This is a genomic window from Paracidovorax sp. MALMAid1276 (genome assembly GCF_049198005.1).
In the GTDB taxonomy this organism is placed as follows: Bacteria; Pseudomonadota; Gammaproteobacteria; order Burkholderiales; family Burkholderiaceae_C; genus Acidovorax.
In genome coordinates, this window is the sequence record NZ_JBMIRS010000108.1 from 1 (window position 1) to 26,051 (window position 26,051).

A 26,051-nucleotide genomic window follows, 5' to 3' on the forward strand; every position below is an offset into this window, starting at 1 on the left:
GGAGCATCGGCTGCAACGCAAGATATGCCGGGCCCGCGCGTTTCGATTCGGCGCCCTTTGCCGCGCGGACTTCCGGTGTAAGAAGCAAGGGGTTTGCCACGACTAGTCGTGCAGTTCGCGAAATCTGTCGCGCCCACGGAACCACCAAGGAAGACCATGCACGCCACCTTGCCATTGCTTGAATCAACGAGCTTTCCAGCCTTGAGCAGAGGCGCCTTGACGACGCTACAGGTCAATCTCGGCTACCGCTGCAATCAGACTTGTGTGCACTGCCATGTAAACGCTGGGCCAAACCGCACGGAGATGATGGACAGCACGAACCTCGAGCTGGTGATCGAAGTGCTGAAGGCGCGCTCCATTCAAGTGCTGGATTTGACGGGAGGCGCCCCGGAACTGCATGAAGGATTTCGCGAACTGGTGCGCCAGGCGCGGTCTCTGGACGTGCATGTCATGGACCGCTGCAATCTGACCATCCTGTACGAGCCGGGCCAGGAAGACCTGGCGCAGTTCCTGGCAGATCAAAAGGTCGAAGTGGTGGCGTCGCTGCCCTGCTATTCGCTGGAGAACGTGGACAGACAACGCGGCAAGGGCGTGTTTGACAAGAGCATTGCCGCCTTGCAGCAGCTCAACGCCCTCGGCTACGGCAAGCCCGGCTCCGGGCTCAAGCTGAGCTTGGTCTACAACCCGCAGGGGCCCTCGCTGCCACCGGAGCAGCGCAAGCTGCAGGCGGACTACAAGCGCGAGCTGTGGGATCACTTCGGCATCGAGTTCGACGAACTTTTTGTCATCACCAACATGCCGATCCAGCGATTCGGGTCCATGCTGATCTCCAAGGGACAGTTCAACGGCTACATGCAGCTGCTGCGCGAGAATTTCAGCGAGCCCAACCATGCTGCAGTCATGTGCCGCAACCTGGTCAGCGTGGACTGGCAAGGCTACCTCTACGATTGCGACTTCAATCAGCAGCTCGGCCTTCCGTTGCTGGCACAGAACCCGCTGCGCATGGCTGCCAAGCCGCATTTGCGAGACCTGCTGGAGCAAGACCCTGTGGGACGACCGGTGCGCACCGCAGACCATTGCTATGGATGCACGGCGGGACAGGGCAGCAGTTGCGGCGGCGCACTGAAGGAGCCGCCGAGATGATGGCCGCCAAACGCCTTGCGCTCGTGGCGCTGTTCGCTGCGCTGATCTGGGCATTTTTCGCAGTCGGGGGACCAGAGTGGCTGACGCTCGATGGGCTGAGATCGGGCCTCGATCAATTGGCCACATGGAAAGACGCCTCCCCCATTGTGCTGGGTCTGGGTTTCGGCGCGGCGTATGTACTGGTGGCGGCACTTTCTCTGCCCGGGGCCGCCATCCTGACACTGGCCTCAGGCGCCATCTTCGGTCTCTTCTGGGGCACCCTGATTGCATCTTTTGCATCCACGCTCGGTGCGACGCTGGCATTCTGGAGCGCGCGCTACCTGTTGCGCGACTGGGTGCAGGAACGCTTCGGCGACCGGCTCAAGCCCATCAACGACGGCATCGCCCGCGATGGCGCCTTCTACCTCTTCACGCTCCGCTTGGTCCCGGTGTTCCCGTTCTTTCTCATCAACCTCTTGATGGGGCTGGTGCCCATCCGTTCGCTGACCTTCTACGCCGTCAGCCAGGTCGGCATGCTGGCAGGGACGCTGGTGTATGTGAACGCGGGTACCCAGCTGGCGCGCATCGACAGCGTCTCCGGCATTCTTTCGCCGGGGGTGACGCTGTCCCTGGCGCTGTTGGGTGTGTTTCCACTGGTTGCCAAATGGGCTCTGGGATACGTGCAGCGCCGCCGCGTCTACGCGCGCTGGACAAGACCACGGCGCTACGACCGCAACCTGATCGTCATCGGAGCCGGGGCAGCCGGATTGGTGACCGCCTACATCGGCGCTGCCGTCAAGGCCAAAGTCACACTGGTCGAAGCGCACAAGATGGGTGGCGACTGCCTGAACTACGGTTGCGTACCCAGCAAAGCGATGATCAGAAGCGCCAAGCTGGCGACGCAAATGCGAAACGCGGACCACTATGGACTGAGCGCCACGGCACCTGAGGTCGATTTTCGGCAGGTGATGGCCAGGGTTCATGCAGTGATTCGCGCCATAGAACCACACGACAGCGTGGAGCGCTACGAGTCGTTGGGCGTGGAAGTGCTGCAAGGCTACGGCCGTGTGGTCGACCCGTGGACGGTCGAGATCGAGACCGCAGACGGAAGCAAGCAGCGGCTGACGACACGCAGCATCGTCATCGCGGCCGGCGCGCAACCCTTTGTGCCGCCACTTCCTGGACTGGACGACGTCGGCTACCTCACCAGCGACACCTTGTGGGATGCGCTGGCCCAAAGAAAATCCGCTCCGGCGCGCCTAGTGGTGCTGGGCGGTGGGCCCATCGGTTGCGAACTCGCTCAGAGCTTTGCGCGCCTGGGCTCTGCGGTAACGCAGATCGAAATGGCGCCGCGCATCTTGGGCCGTGAAGATCCCGAGGTATCCGAGCTGGCACGCGCCTCCCTGGCGAGCGATGGGGTGGACGTTCTCACCGGTCACAAGGCTCTGCGCTGCGAGTGCGAGGAGCACAACGGTGTGGTGCACAAGTATCTGGTCGTCGAACACGATGGCCTGGAGCGACGTGTCGAGTTCGATGACCTGATCTGCGCGGTGGGCCGTGTCGCTCGGCTTGAGGGATACGGCCTGGAGGCACTCGGCATTCCCACAGAGCGCACCGTCGTGACCAACGAGTACCTTGAAACGCTCTATCCCAACATCTACGCGGCGGGGGACGTCGCCGGCCCCTATCAATTCACCCATACGGCTGCGCACCAGGCCTGGTATGCCGCCGTCAATGCGCTGTTCGGACAGTTCAAGCGCTTCAAGGTGGACTATTCCGTCATCCCCTGGGCAACCTTTGTGGATCCGGAGGTGGCGCGGGTGGGTCTCAATGAACTAGAAGCGACGGAAAAAGGCATCGCCTACGAAGTCACACGCTATGGGATTGATGACCTGGACCGCGCGATCGCCGACGGTGCCGCTCATGGTTTCGTGAAGGTTCTGACCGTGCCCGGCAAGGATCGCATTCTGGGAGTCACCATTGTCGGAGAGCATGCAGCCGATCTGCTGGCCGAGTTCGTCCTGGCCATGAAGCACGGTCTGGGTCTGAACAAGATTCTCGGCACCATCCACACCTACCCGACGCTCGCGGAAGCCAACAAATACGCAGCCGGGGAATGGAAACGCGCACACGCGCCGCAGCAGGTGCTGGCTTGGGTTCAGCGGTACCACGATTGGCGGCGCACGTGAAGGAATGCCATGGTCCATGTGCATGCGGTCACAGACTCCGCCGTCGCGTCAGCCTGAGGGGCATCATGTGAAAAAACTCTCGGTCATCGTCCCAGTGCTCAATGAAATGGCAAACCTTCCAGGGCTGTGCCATCACCTGATGCTGCTGTCACGCCAAGGCGCCGAGGTGATCGTGGTCGATGGTGGCAGCGAGGATGACAGCGCTGCCTTGATCGAATGCATGGGCTTTCAGCTGGTCCGCGCACCACGGGGCCGGGCCCTGCAAATGAATGCAGGCGCTGCTGCTGCCAGCGGCGATGCACTGCTGTTTCTGCATGCAGACACGCGTCTGCCCCCATCCGCACTGCAGCGGATGGAGAGCCATTTGGGCGCCACGATGGCGTGGGGACGGTTTGATGTGGTCATCGAGGGGAAGCCCGCCATGCTGAAGGTCGTAGCGTGGCTGATGAATCAGCGCTCCCGACTCACCAGCATCGCAACCGGAGATCAAGCCCTTTTCATGACCCGCGCCGCCTTCGACGCAGTGGAAGGTTTCCCGCAGCAGCCGCTCATGGAAGACATTGAAATATGCCGACGGTTGCGGCGTCTGGTGCCCCCCATCTGCCTGACGGACCGGGTGCTCACATCGGGTCGCCGCTGGGAGCAACGTGGGCTCTGGCGCACGATCTTCCTGATGTGGCGCCTGCGTTGGGGCTATTGGCGCGGAGTCCCCGCAAGCCAGCTCGCAGAGGCGTATCGATGAGCCCGGTTCGCATCGTCATCATTGCCAAGGCACCCATCCCGGGCTTTTGCAAGACTCGGCTGATACCAGCCCTGGGGGCCACTGGCGCGGCGGAGCTAGCGCATCGCATGCTCAACGTGGCCGTCAACGCAGCGCTCGCCTCTGACGTGGGGCCCGTGGAGCTCTGTGTGAGTCCGGGTCTGGACGAATACGACTGGAGCGCACTGGACTTGCCTGGCGGGCTGACATGGTCAGGGCAAGGGATTGGTGACTTGGGTGCGCGCATGGCCAGAGCCGCCCAGCGAGCGACTTCTGATGGCGCACCTGTGGTGCTGATGGGCACGGACTGCCCCTCGCTCGATAGCGGCATGCTGCGACGGGCATCTGCAGCATTGCTAGACCACGATGCATCGCTCATTCCCGCTGAAGACGGAGGCTATACCCTGCTGGGCCTGCAGCGCTTTGATGAGACGCTGTTTGAACACATGCCATGGAGCACCCCGGGCGTTGCCGCTGAAACCCGGCGTCGCATAGCGCGACTGGGCTGGCGCTTGTGCGAACTCCCTCCCTTGCACGATATCGACGAGCCTCAGGACTTGCCGAGGCTGCCCGCTGCAATGCGTGCAGAGCTTCCGGCGCACCTTCGGAGCACACCATGAAGCGCAGATGGCACTCCATCCGGCACAAGGCCCTGGTCCTGAGCGTCGGCCCGGCCTGGGTTGCGCTTGCCACCGCAGCAGCCGCCACCCCCGTGCATGTCGGTAGCTTTGCCACCGACTCAGAGGCATTGCCCAGCCCGTGGCAAGTGGTTCGGCTTGACCAACGTGTTCCAGCCACCCGATACCGTGCGACGCGCTGGGACGGACGCGCTGCAGTGGAAGCCACGGCAGACGGCAGCATGGCGTTGCTGGCGCGCCCATTGACCGTCGATTTGCAGGCCACGCCCGTCCTGTGCTGGCTGTGGCGGGTGGAGGGGGCGCTGCAAAAGGCAGATCTGCGCCAGAAAGCCGGAGATGACTATGCGGCGCGGGTTTATGTCACCTTTTCGCTGCCCCCGCAGGCGTTGGATCTGGGCCTGCGCATGAAGCTTGCATTGGGTCGCAGCCTCTATGGGGCCTCGGTGCCGGACGCCGCGGTCAACTACGTGTGGGATAACAAGCACCCAGTCGGTACCCGCGCATTCAATGCATACACAGACCGCGCGGCCATGGTCGTACAGCGCTCTGGCAAGGAACAGACAGGTCGCTGGGTGAGTGAGCGCGCCAACGTGGTCGCGGACGCAACCAAGGCCTTTGGGCCGCTGCCGTTCACGGCAAGCCAATTGGCAGTGGCGTCCGACACGGACAACACCGGCGAGCAGATGCGCGCAGGGTTTGCAGAACTGCATTTCGTGGGAGCAGACGAACCCTGCCAATTCTCGGCCGGCGCTGCGCCGTAGCCCTTGGCTTGACGCCTGTAAGAACTGGCTTTTTCCAGCGACAAACAGGGGTGTGCACCACCCGGAGATTGTTTTCATGAAACTCCATCGCCGTCACCTCGCGCTTCTAGCCGCCTTGGCACTTGCCGGAGTTGCGCAAGCTCAACAAGCGCCGCTGCAATTTGGGGTGGGCCTGTTCCAGCCAGACAAGGAAAAGAACGACGCCACGTACAAACCGCTGGCCGAGTACCTGGCAAATCAACTCAACCGCCCGGTACAACTGCGCACGGTGGACAGTTGGGAGGGGCTCGCAAAGTCGCTGGCCAACGGCGAGACCGACATGGCCCTGATGGGGCCTTGGGGGTATGTGCTGGCCAACCACGAAGCCGGTGCCGAAGTGGTGTCCACCATCCTCTACGGCGGCAAGCCCGAATATTTCGCCATCATGGTGACCCACCCCAGATCCGGAATCAACACACCTGCAGATCTCAAGGGCAAGACGTTCGCATTTGGCGACAAGGGCTCGACTTCGGGCTATCTCATTCCACGCCACTACTTCATGACGCAGGGCATCGATCCCGAAAAATACTTCAGCAAGGTGCTTTACACCAAGCACCAGGCCATCGAAACGCAAGTGGCCCAAGGGGTGCTCGACGCGGGTGCGGACTACAACCGCAACCGCGACGCGATGATTGAACAGGGACTCATCAGTGCAGAGCAGTCCAAGATCATCTGGCAATCCGCACCATTGCCGAACGATGCCTTTGCAGTGAGCAAGGCATTGGCCGCAGACAAGGCCTTTGTCGCGCGCTTGCAGGCGGCACTGGCGGGGGTGGGCGCAACACTGGCGTCCCAGCCGAAGTTGTTGCCCTCGCATTACACGGGCTTTGTGACGCGCGACAACACGTTTTACAAGCCTATCCGCGATGCCGGGCTCGCCACCGGAAATCTGCGGGCAAAGCGAGCACCACAATGACAGTTGCCCCGGGGGTTCAAGATGCGAGCAGACTGAGTGGGCGCCTGCGCTTTGTCGGTCTGGCTCTGGCCTACGGCCTGCTGGTCCTGGCTTGCTTGTGGTCGCTGGCCGCCGAAGGCAACCTGTCGTGGGGCCGCAACCCGCTGGCGAATTTGATCAAGACGATGGCCGAATTCGCCCGGCCGAGTTTCCTGGATGTGTGGTTCGGCGAAGCGAGACTGGAATACCGCAGTGATGATGGCACCTTGCTGCGGGTCGAGAACCGTCAGCAGGTCGAGACCGACTATCTGTCCGGTCTGCTCCGCGCGGCCTGGACAACGATACGCATTGCGACGCTGGGATCGCTACTGGGAGCGCTGCTCGCGTTGCCACTGGCCGTGCTCACAGCCCGGAATCTGGCCTCGCCACGTGCCATGGCGCTGGCGGCCAAGGCAGTGCTGGATGTGATGCGGTCCATTCACACGCTGGTGTTCGGTTTGGTGCTGGTGGGCATCGTCGGCCTGGGGCCAACGGCAGGCATCTTGGCCATCGGTCTGCATTCGATGGGAACCTACGGCAAGCTGTTTGCCGAGGCCATCGAGTCGCTGGATATGGCTGCAGTACATGCGGTGCAGAGCGTCGGTGCCAGTCGAACACAGGTTTTTTTCAATGCCGTGTTGCCATCCGTGCTGCCCCAGTTCGTGTCCAGCCATCTCTACATCTGGGAATTCAATATCCGTGACTCCACCATCCTGGGCATCATTGGCGCAGGTGGACTGGGCCTGTTGATTTCAGAAGCCACGGCACTGTTTCAGTGGGACCGTCTGGCCACCGTACTGCTGATGGTGATCGTCTTGGTGGGCTCCTTCGACGCGATGAGTCGGCGCATCCGCAGGTCCCTGACATGACCTACCCCTGCATCGTTCTCAAAGACGTCTGCTGCCAGATCGGTGGACAGACCGTCCTCGATATCCCCACCCTGACGGTGGCACACGGCGAGAGAGTGGCCATCATTGGCCACAACGGTGCAGGCAAGTCCACGTTGTTCAAGCTGTTGACGGGTTTCATACGGCCAGCCCATGGCGAGCTGCAGGTACTGGGGCGCTCGCTGGATGCCTCACTCGACGCAAGGCAGTGGCGAATGGTGCGCCAGGAAATAGGTCAAGTCCTGCAGGGGCTGCACCTGGTGGGGCGCTTGTCAGCGCTCGACAATGTTCTGATCGGCGCGCTCGGTCGGGTGGGTGGCTGGCGCAGTTGGGCGCGGATCTTTCCTGCCGCAGAAATCCAGCGTGCCGAAGCTGCACTGCACCAAGTTGGCATGCGGGCCCGTGCCACTGCGCGGGCAGACCAGCTCTCGGGTGGCGAGAGGCAGAAGGTGGGTGTGGCCCGCATGCTCATGCAGAACCCACGCCTGATCTTGGCCGACGAACCCACCGCAGCGCTAGACCCCACGGCCGCGGCCGAAGTATGCCGGCTACTCGTGGATGCGTCCGCGGGCGCGACGCTGATGACCGTGGTGCACAACCCGGCGTTGCTGCCGGTACTTGCCGACAGGGTCATCGGACTTCGCCAAGGCCGCGTGGTCTTTGATTTGCCGGTGCAACAGGTGGCAGACCGGCAACTGGTCGCGCTGTACAGACCTCTGGCCAACGAGCCACCGGCTCATTGGCAACTGGACCTGCCTGCGCCAAAGCACCACACAGACAGACGGATTCTCCAATGACTGCAAATGGCATCGACACGGCGGGCCGAGCGTGCCCGCTGAGATACCGCTATGGTGCGCAAGCCCTCGCGAACGCCCCCCCACGCGCGACCGATACCCTGTACGTGATCGGTGGGTTGTACGGCAATGTGCCTGCGCTGGACACGATCGAACAGATGGCCGCCAGCGAGGCGGGGCCGGTCACGCTGTGCTTCAACGGGGACTTCAACTGGTTCAATGTCGATGACGAAGGATTCCGTGCCATCAACCAACGGGTTCTGTCCCACCAGGCCATCCTGGGGAATGTGGAGGCAGAGCTTTCGTCGGATGGTAACGACGCCGGCTGCGGCTGTGCCTACCCCGAACAGGTGGACGCCGCAGTGGTTGAACGCTCCAATCGCATCCACGCCAGACTCAAGGCCACTGCGCGGCGCAATGTCGACCTGACACAGCGTTTTGCCCAGCTGTCCATGTTCGCGCGGTTCGAGATTGGCCGCTGTGGTGTGGGCGTCGTGCATGGGGACGCCGACTCGCTTGCGGGGTGGAGATTCGGCGCCGATGAGATCGACAGACCCGACAACGAGAAATGGCTGCACAGCACCTTTGACAGCGCGCAGGTGGACGTGTTCTCGTCCACCCACACGTGCGAACCCGTGCTCAAGCTAGTGGCACGAGGGGAGCAGCGGGCGGCGGTCATCAACAATGGCGCTGCTGGAATGCCGAATGTGGGTGGCAGATTTCCGGGGCTCATCACCCGCATCGCACTGACTCCATCGCCGTTTTCGACGGCCTATGGAACCTGCGTGGCAGACGCTCACATCGATGCGGTCCCTGTCGTCTATGACCAGAACCGATGGATGGAGATTTTTGTCGCCAACTGGCCCGCGCGATCTGACGCTCATTTGTCCTATTTCTCACGGATCACGAGCCACAATTTTTGAGGCTACGGAAGCCATACAGAACGTCGTTTTGCCCGTTTGATCCCATTCAGACAAAGAATCGTCGCATGCGCGAAGGCGCCGAAAAAAGGGACCCGGTTAGCGCAGGCTCAGCGTCTGCCGCTTCCATGCCGGATCCTGCCAGCGCTGGAACACCGGCAGTGCAGCCACATCGCCCGTGACGCGCTCTGTGGTCAGCCCCTCCAGCCGCACGACCTCAAAGCTCCTTCGATAGCGGCCCTGGCCCCGGGCCTCGCGGGCCACCAGCATCTGCTGGCCGCCGGGCACCCAGCCGGCGAATTCGGCCACGCCGGTCTCGGGCGTGGCGGCGGCAGGGGGCAACACGTCGGCCAGCCAGCCCGCAACGCTCTTGCGCAGCACCCACAGCTCGCGCCAGCCCTCCAGGGGCTGCACCGCCAGGGCCACGGCCGTGCCTTCGCGGTTGGTGGTGGCCGATGCGGCCCACACCACGCCATAGGTGCAGCGGCGCAGCAGCGGGGCCTGGGCGCCGTGCTGCGCATCGACCAGCAGCACGCAGGTCTCGCCCGGGGCGCCGGGTTCGGTCCGCAACACGGGGCGGGCACCGACGGCGGCCGCTGGCGCCGCGGCGGGCACCAGGGCCCAGCGCACGGCGCTCACGCGCATGGCGGCGTCGTTGTAGGCGCTCAGGTCTTCGTCCGGCAACTCGGCGCGGCTCACGCCAGAGAGTTCGGTGAGAGCGCGCGCAGCGGCTGCAGCCACGGCAGGCTCGGCCATGTTCTGGCGCGCCTGCTGGAAGGCCGCCGCACCCCACACACTGGCGCGGCGCATGTGCACGCGGTTGCGCAGGTAGCCGGGCAGGCCGGCCACGTCGACCCGCTCCAGCACGTCGGCCTGCCAGGCGGTGAGCTTGGCGCGCTCGTGGGCTGGCAGATCGGGGTTGACGCATTCGGGCCGGGTCAGCGCCAGGGCGGCGCGGGCGCGCTGCGCGGCATCGGCCGCGGGCATGGCCAGCAGGCGCCGAGACGCTTCGCCCTCGTAGCAGACCTGCATGCGGCCGTCGACCTCGTAGGTGGCAAAGCGCACACCGTAGCCGTTGGCCACATCCAGATGGGCCGACAGGGCGGCGGCCGATGCCTTGCCGGGCGCGGCGGACGAGGCACGCCGGGCCAGCCGGTCGGCAAAGGTGCCCAGCGCATCAACGGCCTGCGCGCCCTCGGCACCGGCCAGGGTCTTGCCGGACGCCGCCTGCAGGTAGGCGGCCGTCAGGCCGATGCCCAGCGCTTCGGCGCCGGGCGTGTCCTGCACAAAGCGCACCACGGCCAGCAGCGCGGGGGCCTCGGCCTCGGTCATCGCCACCCGGCGCACGTCGCTGGCGCGGATGAAACCGCCGCGCTCGCGCTGGTGGTCCCACACCTGCAGGTAATCGAGCCGCTCGCCGCGCACTTCCAGCACTTCGCCCTGCCACAGGCTGGCCTGCTGCAGAGCGCCGTCGCGCGGCGCGGCGCGCAGGCTGGCCTGGTCCTGCACCACGATGGCGCTGCCCAGCGTGGGGGAAGCGGGCAGGGGCGCGGCTTCGGCCGCGATGGTGATGGCGGCGCTGACCACGGCCGCCAACAGGGTTGCGAGGGTGCCTTTCATGGTCATTGCTCCGCAGTGTCCGTGTGCATGGCACGGTCTGCCACAGCGGTCGTTTGCGCGTTGCGCTGGCCGCCCAGCAGTGCCGCGCCAATGAAGTCGCCATTGCCCGGCGGGGGGGCGATGATGACCTGGATCTTGTCCGAGAGCTTGTCGGCCAGCGTCTTCTGGATGAGCAGCGGATGTTGGGTGACCAGTGCGCCTTCGCGCGCCAACTGCTCGGCGTTGACCTTGCCGAGGCGGTCCATGCGCCAGGCCTCGGCTTCGGCCAGCTTCTGGCGGGCGTCGGCCTCGCCGCTGGCCTCGATGCGCCGCGCCTGGGCCGCGCCTTCGGCGGCCTTGACACGGGCCACGCGCTCGGCCTCGGCCTCCAGCTGGCGCTGCTCGATCTGGCGCTGCTTGAAGGGCAGCACATGTTTCATGGCCTCTTCCTGGGCCTTGGCGGCAATCACCTGTTCGCGCGCGGCGGCCTCGGCGGCCACTTCGCGGCGCACCTTGTCGGCGCTGGCGTCCAGCTCGGTCTCCTTCACGCGCTTGTCCTTGAGCTCCAGCGTGTAGCGCATCTTCTCGGACGCCAGCTCTTCGGCCAGCAGGCTGTCCATGCCCCGGCGGTACTCGGCCGGCAGGTCCACCTTGCCGATCTGCACGCTGCGCAGCATGACGCCATCGGCGGCCAGGCGGGCGCGCAGCTCGGTCTCGATGGTCTGGGCGATCTCGGCGCGCTTGGACGAGAAGATCTCGCGCACCGTGTAGCGGGCAAACACCTTGTAGACCAGGCCCTGCACGGCGGGCGCCACGATGTCGGCACCCACGTCGTCGGGCAGGTTACCGGTCTTCACGGCGGTGGATAGCGGGTCGAGGGCGTAGCGCACGCTCAGGTCCAGCCCCAGCGACAGCCCCTCCACCGACTGCAGCGGCGCGCTGCCGTTGGCCTGGCGCATGGCCTCGGGACGGTAGCTCTGGTCGCGCAGCGAGAACACGCGCACCGTGTGCAGGCCGGGCACCACCCACACGCTGCCATCGCGCCACAGGCTCACCGCGCCGTTGAACTGATTCAGCCGCACACCCAGGTCGCCCTGCGCCAGGTGCTGCACCGGCGGGTTGCGCACCAGCACCAGGCCTGCCACCGCCACCACGGCGCCTGCGGCCAGCCAACGCGTGGTGCGGGGCGTGGGCAGCAGGTAGGCCCAGTTCAGGGGCGCCTGTGGCGCGCTTGCCGCCATCCCGGATGAAGCCATACCGGCCTCCTCCAGACCGGGCTCCGCGCCTGGCTCGGGCAGGGGGTTGGACGGGCGGCCCTTCAGGGTCTGCACGATGCGGTTCCAGGTGGCTTTCATGGTGTGTTGCTCTCTCTTGGTTGGGTTTGGTGTTGTTGTCGGTGTCTGAGGCGCCGCCGGGCGCTCTCATTGGGGACCGATTGTTCGAATCCACCCCGGAAGCAACAACGCTGCACGGCGCCCATTGCGCTCACGCCCCGCGCACGAACCTTCCGGCCCCGGAAGAAAAACTCACACCGCCCTGTCTGCGGCGTCGGGATAATCCGCCCACCCTCCTCTGCCTGCCCCGCCCATGACCCGCATCGCTGTGATCGAAGACGACCTGCCCACCAGCAACCAGCTGGCCGGATGGATCCGCAGCGCCAAAAGCGGCATCGTCATCGACCAGTGGTTCACCCGCGACGAGGCCGAAGCCGCCTTGGCCCGCGAGCACTACGACGCCGTGGTGCTGGACATCGAACTGGGCCGCGAGCGCCATGCGGGGGTGGCCCTGATCAATGCCATCAACAAGCTGCGCCAGGGCACGCCGGTGCTGGTGGTGTCGGCCATGCCGGCGGCCATCTACCGCAGCATCATGAAAGCGCTGGACGCCTGGGACTACCTGCAGAAAACCACGTTCGAAGAGGCCGATTTCATCGAGACCTTTCTCGACATCCTGCGCACCGGCAGCCCTGCTGCCGCCGAGCCAGCAGGCCGCACAGGCGACGCCCTGGTGCTGGACCCGCTGTGGCAGCGCACCCCCACCTGGCGCGGCGAACGCATCAACCTGCCGCTCACGGCCCAGCGCATCCTCGCCACGCTGCACCAGCGCAGCGGCGAGGTGGTGTCGTACGACGAACTCTTCGACGTGGTGAAAAGCGGCCGCAACCGCGACAACGTGCGCAAGCACGTGAGCACCATCCGCGAGGCTTTGCGCGAGGTGGACCCTGGTTTTGAAGGCATTGAGAACGTCCCCATGCGCGGCTTCCGTTGGGTTGCCAAATGAAGCGTTTGCTGCGCCGCCCCGCGCTGGAGATGCCCCGCCTGGGCCTGCCCGCGTTCCGTTTGCGCATCCTGGTGCGCAGCGTGTTCCTGCTGCTGGCGCTGGCCACGGTGGCGCTCAGCGTGGTGCTGCTGCAGGAAGAAAAGGAGCGCGCCTGGAAGAGCTACCAGCATGGCTTCGAGCGCAGCCAGTCGGAAGTGATGGCGCGCCTGCGCCACCCCTCGGGCCAGCTGGCGCTGCTCAACGCCGACCAGCAGCCCCAGCGCGCGGGCGGCCTGGCGCCCCTGCTGCTGCCGTATTCGGCCATTGATTTCGACGACCAGAACAAGGCCCAGCAGGCGGTGGAGATGGCGGGCTGCGCCGTGCAATACCCCGATGGGTCCTCGCTGTGCGCCGCGATCGGCAACAACCCGTATGCGGGCGGGTTCATCTACCTGGTCGGCAGCTTCTACGCGGGCGAGCTGGTGGCGCGAGAGCGCGGGGTGCTGGCGCTCGAAGGCGTGCACCGTGCGCTGATTGCGCTCGACATGCGGGGCGAGCAGTTTCGCTGGGTGGCGCCGTTCGAGGCGCTGGCGCCGCAGGGCTCGGTCAGCACGCGCGGCCGCCTCACAGGCTTTGTGGATACAGGCGACGACGCCCTCGATGTTCGCGCCCGGCCCGTGCGGGACTTTCGCGGGTGGCTGTGGCAAAGCGGCCATTGCCGCGACCTGGCGGGCGCCGCGCCCACCTGCGCACGGCGCACGTTCTATTCCATCCGCCTGCCGGTGGAGCTGTTCCGCGAGGCGCTGTTCCACAAGCGCCCCGTGGTCTGGCCACCGAAGGACCTGGGCACCCTGCGCCTGCGGGTGCAGATGCGCGGCCCGGGCACGGCTGCTGCGCTGTTCGACAGCAGCACACCCGGCGCCCAGCCCGCCGCGTCGCTGGGCGAGGTGGCGCGCACGCTGCGGCCCGGCGAGCGGGTGCAGATCCGCAAGCTGGGCGCCCCCGACAGCGAGGCGCTCACGCTCAAGGGCGCCGACGTGCAGACGGACGCGGGCGCACCCTGGCTCATCCGCCTCATCGGCTGGCTGCCGCTGGACCTGCGCAGCGGCGCCCCGATGCGCCCGCCTGCCGTTCCCGCCGGTCTGGACATCCTCGACACCCCCGCCGGCAACTACGCCGTCACCTTCACCGGCGATCTGCGCGGGGTGGAGTTGGGCTTGGCCGCCGTGGCCACACGCCTTTCGTGGTACCTGGCGGCCATGCTGGGGGCGATTGCCCTGGCCTGGCTGGCGGTGGAGGTGGGCCTGCTGCGCCGCGTGACCGCCCTCACGCGCCGTGCGGCGGCCGTGTCGTACAACGTGCAGCCCGGCCACACCGCCCCCCGCCTGGGCGACCTCAACGTGTCGGACCTGCGCGGCTCGGACGAGCTGGGCATTCTGGCCGGCGGGCTGGCCGACCTGCTGCAGCGCGTGAAGGACGACATGCAGCGCGAGCAGCTGCGCGCCCAGCAGGAGCGCGACATGTGGCACGCCGTGGGGCACGAGATCATGTCGCCCCTGCAGTCGCTGATGGTGCTGCACGGCGGCCCCGATGACCCGGGCCACCGCTACATCCAGCGCATGCAGCAGGCCGTGCACGTGCTGTATGGCACGGCCTCGCCCGCCGAAGCGCTGGAAGCCGCCGACCTGACCGCCGGGCGGCTGGACCTGGACGCCTTTTTGCGCCACGTGGCGGGCAATGCGCATTTCGCGGGCATAGACGAAGTGGTGTACCGAGAGCGCAGCGGCCCGGTCATCGTGCGCGCCGACGAATTTGCGCTGGAAGACGTGGTGACACACATCCTGCGCAACGCCGACCGCTACCGCCCCCCGGGCACGCCCATCACGCTGGCGCTGCACGCGTCCGAATCTACCGCCAGCGCCACGCTGGCCAACCAGGGTGCCACCATCGCCGACGACCTGCTCGAGCGGATCTTTGAGCTGGGCGTCTCTGACCCCGGCCTGACGCAGCCGACCGGTGAGACCAGCGAGAACGGGCACCGGGGCCAGGGCCTGTTCGTGGCAAAGACCTACATGGCCAAGATGGGCGGCACCATCAGTGCGCGCAACGTCGAAGGCGGTGTGGCGTTCACGCTCACATTCCAGCGCCTGGGTTGATGGGAAACACGCGCCGGCCCACGGGCGCGGCGCCGCTGGCGGGCATGCAGGGGGCACCGGCGCGCACGCCGGCGATCGGCCACGTCCGACAGGGTGGCACGAGGCCGATGGCTACGCTGCAGCCATACCGTTCGCACCGCCAGCCCCTCCATCCATCACACGGCCGGGGTGCGTATTTCAACCCCTTCATGGGGCGCCCGTCGCCCGGAGTCTTAGCCATGAAACGCTTCGCCACCCCTGTCATCACCGCCGCCTTGCTGATGGCCTCTGTCGCCGCCTCGGCGCAGTCCGCATCTGCCGCAGACAGCGCCCGTGCCCGCTACGAGCAGGAACGCCAGGCCTGCATGACCAACAACACCCAGGACACGCTGGCCACCTGCCTGCGCGATGCCACCAATGCCTACGATGCCGCCCGCAGAGGCCAGCTGAGCGACCCGGGCCCCATCGCCATGGCCAACGCCACTCAGCGCTGCGACGCCTTCCAGAACGCGCAAGACCGCGCGGAATGCGTGCGCCGGATCGAGAACGACCCTGCCAGCGGCTCGGTGTCGGGCGGCGGCGTGCTGCGCGAATCGGTCACCACCACAGTGGTTCCGCAGTAACCGCAGAAAAATTTGAATGGAATATACCCTCAGCGCTTATCTGCAAACGATTTACTGCTACACAAATCGAAGCAGAACGCGCACAAGGCCTGTGCATGGGGCCAGCCCTGGCCCCGGTCAGACGCTGCCCAGCGCCTTGCGCATCGTGTCGATGACGCCGCGATAGTCGGGCTTGCCAAAGATGGCGCTGCCCGCCACGAAGGTGTCGGCACCCGCGTCGGCCACGCGGCGGATGTTGTCGGTCTTGATGCCGCCGTCCACTTCGAGGCGGATGTCCTTGCCCGAGGCGTCGATGCGGCGGCGCACGGCTTCGATCTTGCGCAAGGCCGAGTCGATGAAACTCTGGCCGCCGAAGCCGGGGTTCACGCTCATGATGAGAATCAGGTCGATGTCGTCGATCACCCAGTCCAGCACATCCAGCGGCTCGGCCGGGTTGAACACCAGGCCGGGCTTGACGCCCTTGGCACGGATGGCCTGGATGCTGCGGTGCACGTGGCCCGACGCATCGGGATGAAAGCTGATGTAGTCGGCGCCTGCGTCGGCAAACGCTGCGGCCAGCGCGTCCACGGGCTCGATCATCAGGTGCACGTCGATGGGCACGGGCTGGCCGTCGGGCGTCTTGGCATGCGGCTTGAGTGCCTGGCACACCATGGGGCCGAAAGTCAGGTTGGGCACGTAATGGTTGTCCATCACGTCGAAATGGATCCAGTCGGCGCCGGCGGCGATGACGTTCTGCACTTCCTCGCCCAGGCGGGCGAAGTCGGCGGACAGGATGGAGGGTGCAATGCGGTAGGTGGGGCTGCTCATCCCCCGATTGTCTCAAAGCGCAGCCACGAAGGGGATTTCGGCGTTCCGCAAGCCCGTGCTGCACGCGCCCACGGTTACCATTCGCGCCATGCCAAAGTACCAGTTTGACGTGGAAGTGCTGCCCGAATACCTGCCTGAGCAGTCTGCGCCGGACAGCGGGGTGTTCAGCTTCGCGTACACCATCACCATCTCCAACGCCGGCGACACCCCGGCACAGCTGATCTCGCGGCACTGGGTGATCAGCGATTCGCGCGGCCACACCGAGGAAGTCAAGGGCCTGGGCGTGGTGGGCCAGCAGCCGCTGCTGAGGCCCGGCGAGTCTTTTCAGTACACCAGCGGCTGCCGCCTGCGCACGGCGAGCGGCACCATGCACGGCACCTTCCATTGTGTGGCGGACGACGGCGAATTCTTCGACACCCCGGTGCCGCTGTTCGTGCTCGAAGCCCTGGGCCACGGCCCGGCGGGCGAGCCGCTGAGCGGCCGGGTGCTGCATTGAACCGGCAGCTTCCCGGCCAGAACGATCTGCCTGGCCTGCTGGGGGCACTGGACCCCCACGCCGGGATGGCGCACCGCCATCTCTGGCTGGTGAACCTTCTCGGCTGGGTGCGGGGCCAGAGCGACTCCGTGCCTGCGGCCGTGGGCCGCGTGCAGCAGCTGCTCGATGCCTTGGAGGGCCGGCCCGAGCTGCAGGCCCGCTTTCGGGCCTGGTGGGCCCTGCTGGTGGACCGGGTCGACGTCACCACCTTGCTGGCCGACTTCGGCTTTGCGCCGCGCACCGCGCTCGTGAGCGAGATCGGCCACCGGCTGCGCACCAAGCTGCTGCCGGGAAGCCCTGAGACCATCGACGCGTCGGAGCTTTTCATGCTGGCGCTGCCCAGCGAGTTCGATGCGCAGTGGCTGATGGCGCTGGAGGAATCGCAGCTGGAGCGGCTGGTGGCGCTGCTGGCCCAGCCTGCGGCCGACGGCGGCGCCGCGACGGGCGCCTCGCGCTGGCACAAGGCGCTGCTGGACGCGATCACGTATTGCACAGGCCAGATCCTTTCCACCGGCTTCGCCCCCGAACTACGGTTGCGCATGAGCGAATCCGTGCGCGACGCGCAACCCTTTCACGCGCTGATCCGCGACGTGGAAGGCCTGCGCGTGGAAGTGGTGCACGCCCTGCGCACGCCCGAGCGCCTGAACGAGGCCGCGCAGCGCCTGCGCGAGCGGCTGGAGGCCTGCCGCGCAGCGGCCGCCACGGTGTATTCGCACTTCGAGGACAACGGCATCTCGGTGGGCCTGGTGTTCCGGCTGCGGCAGCTGCGCGAGCGCATCCTGCGCGTGCGCGAGCTGCTGGACTGCCTGCTCTCGCCCCGGCCGGCTGCCACCGCCGCGCGGCTCATGGCCCACCTGGTGATGGTGGGGCAAGACCGGCGCAGCCTGCGCTCGCTGCTCGCGTCCAATTCGTCGCTGCTGGCCGCCAAGGTGGCCGAGCGCAGCGCCGAGACCGGCGAGCACTACATCACCCGCACCGGCGCCGAATACGTGTCCATGCTGCGCAAGTCAGCGGGCGGCGGCGCGCTGATGTCGATCACCACCATGGCCAAGTTCGGGCTGTACGCGCTGGCGCTGTCGGCGTTCTGGGGCGGCTTCTGGGCGGGGGTGAACTACGCCCTGACCTTTGTGCTCATCCAGCTGCTGCACCTCACGGTGGCCACCAAGCAGCCCGCGATGACCGCGCCCGCCATGGCGGCCAAGCTCAAGGAACTGGGCGCGAGCGATGCCATCGAGTCGTTCGTGGACGAGATCACGCACCTGGTGCGTTCGCAGGTGGCGGCCGTGCTGGGCAACGTGCTGGTGGTGTTCCCCGCCGTGCTGGGGCTCGCGGCGCTGATCGCGCTGGCCAAGGGCAGCCCCGCGCTCGGCGAGCAGCAGGCGCTGCACGTGCTCGCATCGCTGCACCTGCTGGGCCCTTCGCTGCTGTTTGCGGCGTTCACGGGCGTGCTGCTGTTTGCCTCCAGCATCATCGGCGGATGGATGGAAAACTGGTTCGTGCTGAACCGGCTCGACTCCGCGCTGCACTACAACCCGCGCATCACGCGCGTGCTGGGGGCGGAGCGCGCCGCGCGCTGGGCGCTTTTTTTGCGCGAGAACCTTTCGGGTATTGCGGCCAACGTTTCGCTGGGGTTCATGCTCGGCCTCGTCCCGCCGGTTGCAGGGTTTTTCGGGGTGGCCCTGGATGTGCGGCATGTCACACTCTCCACAGGCCAGGTGGCCGCTGCCAGCGCGGCGCTCGGCATGCAGGTGCTGCACCTGCCCGCGTTCTGGTGGGCTGCGGTGACCCTGCCCCTGCTGGCTGCGCTGAACGTCACGGTAAGCTTCTATCTGGCTTTCCGCCTGGCATTGCGGGCACAGAACGTGAGCGGCCTGGACCGCTCACGCATCTATGCGGCCATTCGTGCGCGCTTGCGCAACGCTCCCTGGAGTTTCTTTGTTCCCACACGCCGCCAAGCCGCATGAACGCAGCGCCAACCCTGCCGGCCCAGGCGCCGCCCGAGTCCTACAGGGCGGCGCTTGTGTCTGCATGTAAATTCGGGCACCCGCGTGCCCAGCCCTTTTCTGTGGCTGGCGCGCTTCCGACCCATCCCCCGACGGGCCCCAAGGCCCGCCTGACAGAGGTTCCTCAAACATGAATGAAATCCTGAGCTTCTGGGCGCAATGGCTGCGCCCCTCGGCCGGGCTGCCCACAGTGCAGTGGTCGCTGCTGCTGGCAGTTGCGGCCATGGTGGGCTATCTCACCCAACGCCATACGGGCCTGCCCAAGGTGGTGGGCTATTCGCTGGTGGGCACGGTGGCCGGCCTCGCCGGCTTCGGCGGTGCCGTCTGGCCGCTGCAGGGCATCGGCCTGTTCCTGCTCGAATTGGGCATCGCCATCGTGCTGTTCGAATGCGGGGGCCGCATTCCGCTGCGCTGGTTCCGCCACAACCCCATGGTGCTGGTGCAGAGCGTCGCGGAGTCGGTGCTGACCTACTTCGCCGTGTACTGGGTGCTGCTGTGGCTGGGCCTGCCCGCGCCCGTGGCCAGCCCGCTGGCCCTGGTGGCGCTGGCGGCGTCCCCCGCCGTGCTCACGCGGGTCGTGGCCGACACCCGCGCCGCCGGCCCGGTGACCGAGCGCGCCATCGTGCTGACCACGCTGTCCACCCTGTATGCGCTGACGCTGGGCAGTGCCCAGGCCGAGCTGATGAACCGCCAGAGCGTGACGCTGATGGAGAGCGCGTCGCCCGTGGTGGTGGTGCTGGGCGTTTCCATCGTGGTTGCTGCCGTGCTGGCCCTGGTGCTGCGCATGGCGCTGCGTGTGATGAGCCCCACGAGCGAGAACACCTCCATGCTCTTCCTGGCGCTGGTGGCTGCGGGCACGGCCGTGGCCGCGCACATGGGCGGCTCGGCGCCGCTGGCGGCGCTGCTGGGCGGCATGCTGCTCAAGCAGCTCAACCCCCGTCCCTGGGCGTGGCCGCGCCAGCTGGGCAACGCATCGTCGCTGCTCACCATGCTGATGTTCGTGCTGGTGTCCACCGTGGCCGCGCAGGCCGACTGGAGCGCCCCGGTGGCCGGCGTGGTGCTGGCACTGATCGCGGTGCGCCTTGCCGCCAAGGCCCTGGGCGTGGCCCTGGGCAACGTGGGCAGCGGCGCCAGCTGGAAGCAGGCCCTGTGGGTGGGCTGCGCGATGACGCCGATGTCGTCCATTGCCCTGCTGATCGCCTCGCAGTTCGTCATCGCATCCCCCTCCACCGGCCACATGATCGCCGGCGTGGCACTGCCTGCCATCCTGCTGATGGAAGTGCTGGGCGCCGTGATCGCCACGGTGGCCATCTACCGCGCGGGCGAAAGCTCCAAACCCTGGGCGCCCCTGACCCGCAGCAACAACGGAGAAAGCAGCCGTGAGTCTTGAAGCCTTCAACCATTCCGAACCGCTGACGCTGGGCGTGGAGCTGGAGCTGCAGCTCGTCAACACCAACGACTACGACCTGGCGCCCTACGCCGACGACATGCTGCGGCTCATGAAGAAGTCCCCGCTGCCCGGCAGCGTGGTGCCCGAGATGACGAACAGCATGATCGAAATCTCCACCGGCATCTGCCACTCGGCCAGCGAGGTGCTGGGCCAGCTCACGCCCATCCGCGATGCGCTGGTGCGCAGTGCCGACAAGCTCAACATCGCCGTGGTGGGCGGGGGCACGCACCCCTTCCAGCAGTGGCACGAGCGCCGCATCTACGACAAGCCCCGCTTTCAGGAGCTGTCGCAGCTCTACGGGTACCTGTCCAAGCAATTCACCATCTTCGGCCAGCACGTGCACATCGGCTGCCCGGATGCGGACGCCGCGCTGCTCATGCTGCACCGCATGTCGCGCTACATCCCGCACTTCATCGCCTTGTCGGCCTCCAGCCCCTATGTGCAAGGCCAGGACACGGCCTTCGACTCGGCGCGGCTCAACTCGGTGTTCGCCTTTCCGCTGTCGGGCCGCGCGCCCATGGTGCTGACCTGGAAGGACTTCGGCACCTACTTCGACAAGATGACGCGCACGGGCGTGGTCAAGAGCATGAAGGACTTTTATTGGGACATCCGCCCCAAGCCCGAGTTCGGCACCATCGAGATCCGCGTGTTCGACACGCCGCTCACCATCGAGCGCGCCGCCGCCCTGGCCGGCTACGTGCAGTCGCTGGGCGCGTGGTTCCTGGCCGACCAGCCCTTCATGCCCGAAGAGGACGACTACCTGGTGTACACCTACAACCGCTTCCAGGCCTGCCGCTTTGGCATGGACGCGGTGTATGTGGACCCGGCCACCGGCGACCACATGCCGCTGCGCGAACACATTCTGCGCACCATGGACAAGATTGCCGGGCACGCCGCCGTGCAGGGCGCATCGAGTGCCATGCACATGCTGCGCACCGAGGTGGAAGCGGGCCAGAACGACGCCCGCTGGCTGCGCCAGCGCCAGAGCGAAGAGCAGTTGCTGGCCGAGGTGAGCCGCCAGGCAGCGCAGCGCTTTCGCGGCGCGCCCGCCTGAAGTGAAACACCCCCTGAGTCGCTCCGCGCCTTCCCCCTCTCTCGCCTTGCTGCGCAAGGCGGGAGGGGGACGCCCCCGGTGCGGCGGGACGGCCCTTGCACGGGGGCGCTGGCTCGGGCCGCGCCGGTTTCACCAGCTGCGGGTGGCGCGCAGCATCATGGATAACTGATACGGATTCGCGTTCGGCCCATCAGAACCGTTCGGACTGAGCCTGAAGAAGCCTCGCGCGGCGCTTCGACAAGCTCAGCGTAAGTGGATTGATATTTTTGAACGCGTACCGGTATGAGCGTCAGGCCGCCAGCGCCAGCTTGCGTGCCTGCTGCGTGCGCCCGCCGTAGCCCCAGTCGCTGGCGGGCAGCTCCCGCACCACCACGTAGCTGGCCGGGGCCAGCGTGCCGTCACTGGCCAACTGGCGCTGCAGCTCGGCAAACGCGGCCTGGATGAAAGCGGCCTTCTCTTCTTGTGTGTTCGTGCCGTGGGTGATGCTGATCTCCAGCAGGGCCGTGGGCTGCTCGACCGGTGCACCACCGATGTGCCAGCGCGCACTGGGCAGGTCGTCGATGACCACCGCCGTCACCTCGCGGCGTTTGCCCAGCAGGTCCACCGTGAGGTCGGTGAGTGCGCTGGCGAGCTGCCGGTAGCGCTCGGGGTTTTGCAGCGGAGCCAGTTTCAGAACGAGGGTTGGCATGGTGTCGGGGCCTTCGGGGTCAATGGGGTTGTGGGTGCGGACCGGGCCCGCAGGGAGAGAAAAACCCGTCGGGTCATTTGCAGGAGCCACCGCGCCACCCAGGCATGGGCTTCGCGAATCGCCTCCTGGCGCAAATGCAGGGCGTGGCGCTTGGCGGCATCGCGCAGGCGCTGGTAGTCGTCGGGGTGCAGGTGGGGGTCCATGGCATTCCTTTCTGGATGGAGCCACTGTAGGCAGTGCAGGGCGGCGCGGAAACGACTGGTGGTGCAAGACGGCTTTGCACGGATTGCAAAGGCCCGCCGTTACCATTGCCCGATGCGCGATATCCGCTTTGAAGACATGCACCTGTTCGCCCGCGTGGCCGATCTGGGCTCGCTGTCGGCCGTGGCGCGCGAGCGCGACGTGCCCGCGAGCCAGGTCTCGCGCTCGCTGGCACGCATCGAACAATCCTGTGGTGCGCGGCTGGTGCACCGCAGCACCCACGGGCTCACCCTCACGGCCGAGGGGCAGACGTTTCTGGACTACTGCCGCCGCATCACCGGCACCCTCGATGAGCTGGAGGGCGAGTTCGCCCAGCAAAGCGGCCAGCCCAGCGGCGGGGTGCGCGTGGCCTGCAGCTCGGTGGTGGCCGACTACCTGCTGATTCCCAGCTTCGAGAGCCTGCACCAGAAGCATCCGCTGCTGCGCATCGACCTGCTGGTGGACGACCGCATGGCCGACATGGCGCGTGACGGCATCGACATCGCCATCCGCACGGGGCCGCCGCTCACGGACACCGTGGTCGCCCGCCCGCTGGGCAACCTGGCGCGCGGCCTGTATGCCGCGCCGGGCTACCTCCAGGCGCACGGCGCGCCGCGCCACCCCGACGACCTGCGCCAGCACCGGCTCATCGCCAACAGCGCGGTGGCCTTTCTGAACCACTGGACCTTCTGCGTGGAGGGCACGCCCTGCGACCTGACGGTGGAGGGCCACTGGCGCTCGGACAGCACCGCCACCACGGCGCGCATGGTGCTGCAGGGCCTGGGCATCGGGCGGCTGGCCACGCTGGTGGGCGACCCGCTGGTGCGCCAGGGCCTGCTCGTGCCCGTGTTGGCCGAGTTCACCGATCTGGAGCCCACGCCCATCCACGCCATCACCCTCACGCGCAGGCACCGGCTGCCCAAGATCCAGGCCTGCATCGACCACTGGGCGCAGTGGTTTGCCCCCCAAGAAATGGCTTTGCGATGACTTTTGCCTCGTCCACCATGCCTCTGACTTTGGGTGCCCGCCATGGGTGAGTTCGACCTGATCGCCCGCTACTTCACCCGCCCCGTGCACCAAGCGGCGCTGGGCGTGGGCGACGACTGCGCGCTGCTGGCGCCTGCGCCCGGCATGCAGCTGGCCATCTCCAGCGACATGCTGGTGGAAGGCCGCCACTTTTTTGCCGACGTGGACCCCGAGGCCCTGGGCCACAAGGCGCTGGCCGTGAACCTGTCGGACCTGGCGGCGTGCGGTGCGCGGCCGCTGGCGTTCACGCTGGCGCTGGCGCTGCCGCGTGTGGATGAAGCCTGGTTGGCAGGCTTCTCACACGGACTGCTGGCGCTAGCGGACGCGCACGGCTGCGAGCTGGTGGGGGGCGACACCACGCAGGGCCCGCTCAACCTCTGCATCACCGTGATCGGCGAAGTGCCCCCGGGCCAGGCCCTGCTGCGCAGCGGCGCGCGGCCGGGCGACGACATCTATGTGAGCGGCACGCTGGGCGACGCGCGGCTGGCGCTTTCGGCCCTGCTGGGCCACATCGCCCTGCCCGCCGACGTGCTGGCCCGCGCGCGCCAGCGGCTGGAACGCCCCACGCCGCGCGTGGCCCTGGGCCTGGCGCTGCGCGGCATCGCCAGCAGCGCCATGGACGTGTCGGACGGCCTGCTGGGCGACCTGTCGCACATCCTCCAGGCATCGCGGGCCGGGGCCTGCATCGACGTGGATGCCGTATCAAAATTGATAGCTGCCAGCGCTTATGCAGAAAGCGCTGAAGGCCAATTTGACGTGGAATTGCTTCGCCAATGCACCCTGGCAGGAGGCGACGACTATGAACTGGCCTTCACCGCGCCGCCCGCCCGGCGCGATGCGGTGGCGACCGCTGCGCAGGCCAGCGGCACGCCCGTGTCGCGCATCGGCACCGTGCAGGCCGAGCCCGGCCTGCGGCTGGTGGACGCGCAGGGCCTGGCGGTGGAGCACCGCTATGCGTCGTTTGACCATTTCCGGTGAGGTGGCACGCTGGTGCCCGTTCGGGCGGAGCCTGTCGAAGCCCCGCGCGGCGCCGGTATGTCTCCCCTCTCCCCTTGCAGGAGAGGGGCGGGGGGAGAGGGGGCCGGTGCTACAGGCAGTGCCCCATCACCCCCCTCTCCCCACCCCTCTCCCACCAGGGGAGAGGGAGCCTGCACCGCCCCGGTGCCACTACGCCCGCACAAACGCCGCCAGCGGCCTGCGCGGCGTGGCGGGCGCCTCGGCCGGGGTGTAGCCAATCAGGCAGAACATCTGCACGGTGGGGTCCTGTGGCGTGCGCGGCGCGGGGCGGCCCAGCACCTGCTGGTGCAGGCGTTCGTAGTGCGGGGCCATCTCGGCGGTCGTCTCAGTCCTTCAGCGCCGGGGGCAACACGCCCTGCTGGGCCAGCGCCATCACCAGCAGCTCCAGAAACGCGCCGTGGCCGATCCGGATCTGCCGTCCCAGCGGGTCGGTGTGGGACAGCACGCGCGCGGGTCGGTGCGCAGCGTGATGACGCCCTCCTCGCGCAGGTCCACCCGCCAGGGCTGCAGGTTGTGCGGGTTGGGCGCGGTGATGGCCAGAGCCTGTTGACGCTCTCGCAGGGGATCGCGTTGGAGCGCAATCGGGATGAGTGGACGCCTCGGATGTGCCGCATGGGCTCGTGCCCATGCAAGCAGCCGGGGCGCCAAACATTCCGAGTTCATCGGCCCGATTTCGCTCCAACCCGAAGGGCAGTGGCCTTGTCGGGCGGTCTGCGGCGTTGCGGCGCTTGTGGATAGCCGGGCTATCCACTGCGCACCGCGCCTGGCATCCCATCCCGACCAGGCCGCTGCGCGACCCCTGGGAGAATCGTCAACACGTTCTTATGGAAAGGGCCGCTGTGCGCGGCCCTGGGGGGATGTGAAAGCCGCTGAAGCGGCGGCTTCAAGCCGCCTTGCGAAACGGCTCGGCAGGCCGCTGCAGCTTACCGTGGGGCAGGGTGGACAGCCGCGAGAACATGCGGCGCACGTAGCCGCGCACCCACAGGCATTTGTTCAGCTCGTCCACGGGCAGGGGGCCCGACACCACCACGATGTCGTTGGCCGCCGCCTGTGCCCCAGCCGCGCGCAGGCGCCGGCGGGTGTTGTTGGCCCAGGACTGGATGCGCGTGGGGCTGCCGTGCTGGTGCACCTCGCCCGTATGCACATCAAATGCGATGGCCACCGTGTCGGTCTTGAGCTTGAAACGGCGCTCGCCCGTCACGGCGCTCGGCGCCTCGCGCATGTCATACAGGTAATAGCTGCCGGCCTTGAGCTGGTATTGCATGTCCATGGGTGTGTTCCTCTCTGTGGGCATTTTCGAGGGTGCACCCGATGGGCAATGGCAGGTAAAAAGGCAGGAAAACCGCTCTTATCCAGAGCGTGTCTTCCCCGGCCAGGCCGGTGAGAGTGCGCGTGCCATTGTGGCGGCGCGTCGGCATCCATTCACAAAACTTGAGGATGATCTCGTAACGAGATGTGAGTGCAATAGGCGCGATCCCGCACCTTGCATTGCCGACGCCTTTCGAAACTGGCGCGGCCCAGGCCAGGGCAGCCAAGCAAGGGCCGCCCCGCAGCGAGGGCTGCGTCCCCCT

The 26,051-nt window shown here is 66.9% G+C and carries 25 protein-coding genes; 18 read left to right on the forward strand and 7 right to left on the reverse strand.

The window, feature by feature from the left end; translation table 11 throughout:
* Positions 1-156: 156 nt before the first annotated feature.
* The 9 genes from arsS to ACOQFS_RS07670 all read left to right on the forward strand — a co-directional run bounded on the left by arsS (position 157) and on the right by ACOQFS_RS07670 (position 9,047).
* Entirely contained in the window at positions 157-1,143 is a 987-nt protein-coding gene (gene arsS, locus ACOQFS_RS07630; RefSeq protein ID WP_421562294.1) for an arsenosugar biosynthesis radical SAM (seleno)protein ArsS, read from the forward strand.
* A complete protein-coding gene (locus ACOQFS_RS07635; RefSeq protein WP_421562317.1) occupies positions 1,143-3,311 on the forward strand; it encodes an FAD-dependent oxidoreductase in 2,169 nt (722 codons plus the stop codon). The genes arsS and ACOQFS_RS07635 overlap by 1 nt, the downstream gene beginning before the upstream one ends.
* 67 nt (positions 3,312-3,378) lie before the next feature.
* Positions 3,379-4,053, forward strand: coding sequence for a TIGR04283 family arsenosugar biosynthesis glycosyltransferase (locus ACOQFS_RS07640; RefSeq protein ID WP_421562295.1), 675 nt, complete (start codon positions 3,379-3,381; stop codon positions 4,051-4,053).
* A complete protein-coding gene (locus tag ACOQFS_RS07645) occupies positions 4,050-4,691 on the forward strand; it encodes a TIGR04282 family arsenosugar biosynthesis glycosyltransferase (RefSeq protein ID WP_421562296.1) in 642 nt (213 codons plus the stop codon). The genes ACOQFS_RS07640 and ACOQFS_RS07645 overlap by 4 nt, the downstream gene beginning before the upstream one ends.
* Positions 4,688-5,470, forward strand: a complete 783-nt coding sequence (locus ACOQFS_RS07650; RefSeq protein WP_421562297.1) for a DUF3047 domain-containing protein — start codon at positions 4,688-4,690, stop codon at positions 5,468-5,470. Before ACOQFS_RS07645 ends, ACOQFS_RS07650 begins: the two co-directional genes overlap by 4 nt.
* Before the next feature lie 76 nt (positions 5,471-5,546).
* Positions 5,547-6,425 carry a phosphate/phosphite/phosphonate ABC transporter substrate-binding protein gene (locus ACOQFS_RS07655; protein WP_421562298.1) on the forward strand — a complete coding sequence of 293 codons (879 nt, stop codon included), beginning with the start codon at positions 5,547-5,549 and terminating at the stop codon, positions 6,423-6,425.
* Complete coding sequence (gene phnE / locus ACOQFS_RS07660; RefSeq protein WP_421562299.1) at positions 6,422-7,312, forward strand: phosphonate ABC transporter, permease protein PhnE; 891 nt, start codon at positions 6,422-6,424, stop codon at positions 7,310-7,312. Before ACOQFS_RS07655 ends, phnE begins: the two co-directional genes overlap by 4 nt.
* Complete coding sequence (locus tag ACOQFS_RS07665) at positions 7,309-8,127, forward strand: phosphonate ABC transporter ATP-binding protein (RefSeq protein ID WP_421562300.1); 819 nt, start codon at positions 7,309-7,311, stop codon at positions 8,125-8,127. The genes phnE and ACOQFS_RS07665 overlap by 4 nt, the downstream gene beginning before the upstream one ends.
* Complete coding sequence (locus ACOQFS_RS07670; RefSeq protein ID WP_421562301.1) at positions 8,124-9,047, forward strand: hypothetical protein; 924 nt, start codon at positions 8,124-8,126, stop codon at positions 9,045-9,047. The genes ACOQFS_RS07665 and ACOQFS_RS07670 overlap by 4 nt, the downstream gene beginning before the upstream one ends.
* Before the next feature lie 96 nt (positions 9,048-9,143).
* Here ACOQFS_RS07670 and ACOQFS_RS07675 read toward each other — a convergent pair whose 3' ends face one another.
* Both ACOQFS_RS07675 and ACOQFS_RS07680 read right to left on the reverse strand, forming a co-directional pair.
* The gene (locus tag ACOQFS_RS07675; RefSeq protein WP_421562302.1) at positions 9,144-10,664 is read right to left on the reverse strand and encodes a hypothetical protein; all 1,521 of its coding nucleotides are present in this window, start codon (positions 10,662-10,664) and stop codon (positions 9,144-9,146) included.
* 2 nt (positions 10,665-10,666) lie between these two features.
* Positions 10,667-11,998, reverse strand: coding sequence for an SPFH domain-containing protein (locus ACOQFS_RS07680; RefSeq protein ID WP_421562303.1), 1,332 nt, complete (start codon positions 11,996-11,998; stop codon positions 10,667-10,669).
* A 232-nt stretch (positions 11,999-12,230) separates the two neighbouring features.
* Here ACOQFS_RS07680 and ACOQFS_RS07685 point away from each other — a divergent pair, with 232 nt between their 5' ends.
* The 3 genes from ACOQFS_RS07685 to ACOQFS_RS07695 all read left to right on the forward strand — a co-directional run bounded on the left by ACOQFS_RS07685 (position 12,231) and on the right by ACOQFS_RS07695 (position 15,660).
* Entirely contained in the window at positions 12,231-12,923 is a 693-nt protein-coding gene (locus ACOQFS_RS07685) for a response regulator transcription factor (RefSeq protein WP_421562304.1), read from the forward strand.
* Positions 12,920-15,058: a sensor histidine kinase gene (locus tag ACOQFS_RS07690; RefSeq protein ID WP_421562305.1), complete on the forward strand. Its 2,139-nt coding sequence runs from the start codon at positions 12,920-12,922 to the stop codon at positions 15,056-15,058. Before ACOQFS_RS07685 ends, ACOQFS_RS07690 begins: the two co-directional genes overlap by 4 nt.
* A 218-nt stretch (positions 15,059-15,276) precedes the next feature.
* Positions 15,277-15,660, forward strand: a complete 384-nt coding sequence (locus ACOQFS_RS07695; protein ID WP_421562306.1) for a hypothetical protein — start codon at positions 15,277-15,279, stop codon at positions 15,658-15,660.
* A gap of 117 nt (positions 15,661-15,777) precedes the next feature.
* Here ACOQFS_RS07695 and rpe read toward each other — a convergent pair whose 3' ends face one another.
* Complete coding sequence (gene rpe / locus ACOQFS_RS07700) at positions 15,778-16,467, reverse strand: ribulose-phosphate 3-epimerase (protein ID WP_421562307.1); 690 nt, start codon at positions 16,465-16,467, stop codon at positions 15,778-15,780.
* Positions 16,468-16,555: 88 nt separating this feature from the next.
* On the opposite strand from rpe, the gene apaG reads away from it, so the two are divergent.
* The 4 genes from apaG (at position 16,556) to ACOQFS_RS07720 (ending at position 21,509) form a co-directional block, all read left to right on the forward strand.
* Positions 16,556-16,963: a Co2+/Mg2+ efflux protein ApaG gene (apaG, locus tag ACOQFS_RS07705; RefSeq protein ID WP_421562308.1), complete on the forward strand. Its 408-nt coding sequence runs from the start codon at positions 16,556-16,558 to the stop codon at positions 16,961-16,963.
* 65 nt (positions 16,964-17,028) lie between these two features.
* Entirely contained in the window at positions 17,029-18,966 is a 1,938-nt protein-coding gene (locus ACOQFS_RS07710) for a site-specific recombinase (protein WP_421562318.1), read from the forward strand.
* Between the two features lie 169 nt (positions 18,967-19,135).
* The gene (locus tag ACOQFS_RS07715; protein ID WP_421562309.1) at positions 19,136-20,395 is read left to right on the forward strand and encodes a cation:proton antiporter; all 1,260 of its coding nucleotides are present in this window, start codon (positions 19,136-19,138) and stop codon (positions 20,393-20,395) included.
* Positions 20,385-21,509, forward strand: a complete 1,125-nt coding sequence (locus tag ACOQFS_RS07720) for a YbdK family carboxylate-amine ligase (RefSeq protein WP_421562310.1) — start codon at positions 20,385-20,387, stop codon at positions 21,507-21,509. Before ACOQFS_RS07715 ends, ACOQFS_RS07720 begins: the two co-directional genes overlap by 11 nt.
* Positions 21,510-21,798: 289 nt before the next feature.
* Here the strand turns inward: ACOQFS_RS07720 and ACOQFS_RS07725 are convergent, their stop codons facing one another.
* Positions 21,799-22,197: a tautomerase family protein gene (locus ACOQFS_RS07725; protein WP_421562311.1), complete on the reverse strand. Its 399-nt coding sequence runs from the start codon at positions 22,195-22,197 to the stop codon at positions 21,799-21,801.
* Positions 22,179-22,400, reverse strand: a complete 222-nt coding sequence (locus ACOQFS_RS07730) for a hypothetical protein (protein ID WP_421562312.1) — start codon at positions 22,398-22,400, stop codon at positions 22,179-22,181. The genes ACOQFS_RS07725 and ACOQFS_RS07730 overlap by 19 nt, the downstream gene beginning before the upstream one ends.
* 112 nt (positions 22,401-22,512) lie before the next feature.
* On the opposite strand from ACOQFS_RS07730, the gene ACOQFS_RS07735 reads away from it, so the two are divergent.
* Both ACOQFS_RS07735 and thiL read left to right on the forward strand, forming a co-directional pair.
* The gene (locus ACOQFS_RS07735; RefSeq protein WP_421562313.1) at positions 22,513-23,424 is read left to right on the forward strand and encodes a LysR family transcriptional regulator; all 912 of its coding nucleotides are present in this window, start codon (positions 22,513-22,515) and stop codon (positions 23,422-23,424) included.
* A gap of 42 nt (positions 23,425-23,466) precedes the next feature.
* A complete protein-coding gene (thiL, locus tag ACOQFS_RS07740) occupies positions 23,467-24,441 on the forward strand; it encodes a thiamine-phosphate kinase (RefSeq protein ID WP_421562314.1) in 975 nt (324 codons plus the stop codon).
* Positions 24,442-24,630: 189 nt separating this feature from the next.
* Here thiL and ACOQFS_RS07745 read toward each other — a convergent pair whose 3' ends face one another.
* The gene (locus tag ACOQFS_RS07745; protein WP_421562315.1) at positions 24,631-24,792 is read right to left on the reverse strand and encodes a hypothetical protein; all 162 of its coding nucleotides are present in this window, start codon (positions 24,790-24,792) and stop codon (positions 24,631-24,633) included.
* Between the two features lie 571 nt (positions 24,793-25,363).
* Positions 25,364-25,750 (reverse strand): hypothetical protein, encoded by a 387-nt coding sequence (locus ACOQFS_RS07750; RefSeq protein WP_421562316.1) that lies wholly within the window; start codon positions 25,748-25,750, stop codon positions 25,364-25,366.
* Between the last annotated feature and the right edge of the window lie 301 nt (positions 25,751-26,051).

Coding starts and splice junctions, on each gene's coding strand:
- ACOQFS_RS07710 (WP_421562318.1), top strand. CDS start 17,029: ATGGCGCACCGCCATCTCTGGCTGGTGAACCTTCTCGGCTGGGTGCGG.
- ACOQFS_RS07655 (WP_421562298.1), top strand. CDS start 5,547: ATGAAACTCCATCGCCGTCACCTCGCGCTTCTAGCCGCCTTGGCACTT.
- ACOQFS_RS07665 (WP_421562300.1), top strand. CDS start 7,309: ATGACCTACCCCTGCATCGTTCTCAAAGACGTCTGCTGCCAGATCGGT.
- thiL (WP_421562314.1), top strand. CDS start 23,467: ATGGGTGAGTTCGACCTGATCGCCCGCTACTTCACCCGCCCCGTGCAC.
- ACOQFS_RS07675 (WP_421562302.1), bottom strand. CDS start 10,664: ATGAAAGGCACCCTCGCAACCCTGTTGGCGGCCGTGGTCAGCGCCGCC.
- ACOQFS_RS07650 (WP_421562297.1), top strand. CDS start 4,688: ATGAAGCGCAGATGGCACTCCATCCGGCACAAGGCCCTGGTCCTGAGC.
- ACOQFS_RS07695 (WP_421562306.1), top strand. CDS start 15,277: ATGAAACGCTTCGCCACCCCTGTCATCACCGCCGCCTTGCTGATGGCC.
- ACOQFS_RS07685 (WP_421562304.1), top strand. CDS start 12,231: ATGACCCGCATCGCTGTGATCGAAGACGACCTGCCCACCAGCAACCAG.
- ACOQFS_RS07645 (WP_421562296.1), top strand. CDS start 4,050: ATGAGCCCGGTTCGCATCGTCATCATTGCCAAGGCACCCATCCCGGGC.
- ACOQFS_RS07735 (WP_421562313.1), top strand. CDS start 22,513: ATGCGCGATATCCGCTTTGAAGACATGCACCTGTTCGCCCGCGTGGCC.
- ACOQFS_RS07750 (WP_421562316.1), bottom strand. CDS start 25,750: ATGGACATGCAATACCAGCTCAAGGCCGGCAGCTATTACCTGTATGAC.
- phnE (WP_421562299.1), top strand. CDS start 6,422: ATGACAGTTGCCCCGGGGGTTCAAGATGCGAGCAGACTGAGTGGGCGC.
- arsS (WP_421562294.1), top strand. CDS start 157: ATGCACGCCACCTTGCCATTGCTTGAATCAACGAGCTTTCCAGCCTTG.
- ACOQFS_RS07715 (WP_421562309.1), top strand. CDS start 19,136: ATGAATGAAATCCTGAGCTTCTGGGCGCAATGGCTGCGCCCCTCGGCC.
- ACOQFS_RS07725 (WP_421562311.1), bottom strand. CDS start 22,197: ATGCCAACCCTCGTTCTGAAACTGGCTCCGCTGCAAAACCCCGAGCGC.
- ACOQFS_RS07690 (WP_421562305.1), top strand. CDS start 12,920: ATGAAGCGTTTGCTGCGCCGCCCCGCGCTGGAGATGCCCCGCCTGGGC.
- ACOQFS_RS07680 (WP_421562303.1), bottom strand. CDS start 11,998: ATGAAAGCCACCTGGAACCGCATCGTGCAGACCCTGAAGGGCCGCCCG.
- ACOQFS_RS07635 (WP_421562317.1), top strand. CDS start 1,143: ATGGCCGCCAAACGCCTTGCGCTCGTGGCGCTGTTCGCTGCGCTGATC.
- ACOQFS_RS07730 (WP_421562312.1), bottom strand. CDS start 22,400: ATGGACCCCCACCTGCACCCCGACGACTACCAGCGCCTGCGCGATGCC.
- ACOQFS_RS07670 (WP_421562301.1), top strand. CDS start 8,124: ATGACTGCAAATGGCATCGACACGGCGGGCCGAGCGTGCCCGCTGAGA.
- apaG (WP_421562308.1), top strand. CDS start 16,556: ATGCCAAAGTACCAGTTTGACGTGGAAGTGCTGCCCGAATACCTGCCT.
- rpe (WP_421562307.1), bottom strand. CDS start 16,467: ATGAGCAGCCCCACCTACCGCATTGCACCCTCCATCCTGTCCGCCGAC.
- ACOQFS_RS07745 (WP_421562315.1), bottom strand. CDS start 24,792: ATGGCCCCGCACTACGAACGCCTGCACCAGCAGGTGCTGGGCCGCCCC.